Here is a 2,706-nt window from a genome sequence, read left to right on the forward strand (position 1 = left end):
TAGCTGCTGACGGTGTGTGCGTGTTCGCGTGGCACGGTTTCCACTCCCTGTTTCAGCCGAAGCGGCCGGTGATGTAATCCTGCGTGCGGCGTTCGCGCGGCGCGGTGAACATGCGGTCCGCGCTGTCGACCTCCACCAGCTCGCCCAGGTAGAAGAACGCCACCCGGTCCGCGCACCGCGCCGCCTGCTGCAGATTGTGCGTCACGATCGCGATCGTGAACTCGCCCTTCAGCTCGTCCAGCAGCTCCTCGATCCGCGCGGTCGAGATCGGGTCCAGCGCGCTCGTCGGCTCGTCCAGCAGGATCACCTCCGGCCGGGTCGCGATCGTCCGCGCGATGCACAGCCGCTGCTGCTGGCCGCCCGACAGCGCCGACGCCGACGCCCCCAGCCGGTCCTTCACCTCGCCCCACAGCGCCACGCGCCGCAGCACGTCCTCGACCCGCGCATCCATCTCCGCCCGCGCCAGGCGCTCGTGCAGCCGCACCCCGAAGGCGATGTTCTCGTAGATCGACATCGGGAACGGCGTCGGCTTCTGGAACACCATCCCCACCCGCGCCCGCAGCACGTTCAGGTCCACCTCCGACGACAGGATGTTCCGGCCGTCGAACACCACCTCCCCCGTCGCGCGCTGGCCCGGATACAGGTCATACATCCGGTTCAGCACCCGCAGCAGCGTCGACTTCCCGCACCCCGACGGCCCGATCATCCCCGTCACCCGGCGTGCCGGGAAATCCACCGTGATGTCCTTCAGCGCCCGATGCGACCCATACCAGAAATCCAGCCCCCGCACCGCAAGCGCCGGCGCCACGGCCTCGGCCGCCGGCACGTCCTGCATCACCGTATCCCTCATGCCCTGCATTCCCATCCCCGGCCTGTCCCCTGCCTCATCCCGCAGCGCCCGTCCGGCGGCTCCACACCCGCACCAGCACGTTCAGCACCAGCACCCCCGTCGTGATCAGCAGCGCCCCCGTCCAGGCCAGCTGCACCCAGTCGTCATACGCCGAGCCCGCATACTGGTAGATCGCCACCGGCAGGCTGGCCATCGGCGCCCCCAGGTCCAGCGACCAGTTCATGTTCCCCAGCGACGTGAACAGCAGCGGCGCCGTTTCCCCCGACACCCGCGCCACCGCCAGCAGGATCCCCGTCAGCACGCCGCTGCGCGCCGCCCGCAGGCACACCTGCGCCACCACGCGCCATTTCGGCGCCCCCAGCGCATACGCCGCCTCGCGCATCGTCAGCGGCACCAGCCGCAGCATGTCCTCGGTCGTGCGCACCACCACCGGCACGAACAGGATCGCCAGCGCCACCGAACCCGACAGGCCCGAGAAATGCCCCACCGGCGCCACCAGCGCCATGTACACGAACAGCCCGACCAGGATCGACGGCGCCGACAGCATCATGTCCGACACGAAGCGCACCATGCCCACCACCCGGCCGTCCTGCGCGTATTCCGCCAGGTACACCCCCGTCAGCAGCCCCACCGGCGTGCCGATCGCCGCCGCCAGCCCCGTCTGGACCAGGCTGCCCAGGATCGCGTTGGCCAGCCCGCCGCCGGACCCCGGCGACATCGTCGCCCGCAGGAAGGTCGACACCGACAGCCCCGGCAGCCCGCGCACCAGCAGCGTCAGCAGGATCGACGCCAGCGCCGCCAGCACCACCGCCGTCGCCGCCAGGCTCAGCCCCGTCGCCAGATGGTCCGCCGCCCGCCGCCGCGCCGCCAGCCGTCCGCCGCGCTGCCAGCCCGCGCCCGCCGCATGCCCGGCCACGGCCCCGCCGTCCATCGTCGTCGCGTCCCCCATCCTACGCCCCCGCCCCGCGCCGCAGCAGCAGGCGCGAGCACGCCAGCGTCACGAACGAGATCACCATCAGGATGAACCCCAGCGCCAGCAGCGCCGACAGCTTCAGGCTGCCCGCCGGGCTTTCGGGAAATTCCAGCGCGATCAGCGATGCGATCGTGTTCCCCGGCGCGAACAGCGACCAGCTGATCCGGTTCGCGTTGCCGATCACGAACGTCACCGCCATCGTCTCGCCCAGCGCCCGGCCCATCCCCAGCATGATCCCGCCGACCAGCGCCGGGCGCGACCACGGCAGGATCACGCTGCGCATCACCTCCCACCGCGTGGCGCCCAGGCCGAACGCGCTCTCGCGGATCTGCGCCGGCATCGCCACGAACACGTCGCGCATCACCGCGCACACGAACGGCGTCACCATCACCGCCAGCACCAGGCCGCCCGTCAGCAGCCCCGTCCCGAACGGCGCGCCGTGGAACAGCGCCCCGATCCCCGGCACATGCCCCAGGTAACGGTTCGCCCAGGGCTGCACGTGCCGCGCCATCAGCGGCACGATCACGAAAAATCCCCACATGCCGAAAATGATCGACGGCACCGCCGCCAGCAGCTGCACCGCCATCCCGATCGGGCCCGCCACCGCCGCCGGCGCCATCTCCACCAGCCAGAACGCAATCCCGAACGCCAGCGGAACCGCGAACACCAGCGCCAGCACCGTCGTCGCCATCGACCCAAACACCGGCGCCGCCGCCCCGAAATGCTCGCTCACCGGGTTCCACACCGCATGCCATGCAAAGCCCGGCCCGAACACGCCCCACGCCTGCGCCCCGCCCCACGCCAGAACCGCAATCAGCCCACCCATCAGCACAAGGATCAACAGCGCGCATCCGCGCACCATCGTCGCGAAAATCGCGTCCCC

General features: G+C 71.1%; 3 protein-coding genes. All 3 read right to left on the reverse strand.

What is annotated here, in order from left to right; all coding sequences use genetic code 11:
* Positions 1-52: 52 nt before the first annotated feature.
* Positions 53-850: a phosphate ABC transporter ATP-binding protein PstB gene (pstB, locus tag HLH28_RS17720; protein WP_182961924.1), complete on the reverse strand. Its 798-nt coding sequence runs from the start codon at positions 848-850 to the stop codon at positions 53-55.
* A gap of 34 nt (positions 851-884) precedes the next feature.
* On the reverse strand, positions 885-1,799 hold the full coding sequence (gene pstA, locus HLH28_RS17725; RefSeq protein WP_246396393.1) for a phosphate ABC transporter permease PstA: 915 nt from the start codon (positions 1,797-1,799) through the stop codon (positions 885-887).
* 1 nt (position 1,800) lies between these two features.
* Positions 1,801-2,706 (reverse strand): phosphate ABC transporter permease subunit PstC (gene pstC / locus HLH28_RS17730; protein ID WP_182961925.1); only part of this gene is annotated, 906 nt, incomplete at its 5' end.

It is taken from the genome of Gluconacetobacter tumulisoli, from assembly GCF_014174155.1.
In the GTDB taxonomy this organism is placed as follows: Bacteria; Pseudomonadota; Alphaproteobacteria; order Acetobacterales; family Acetobacteraceae; genus Gluconacetobacter; species Gluconacetobacter tumulisoli.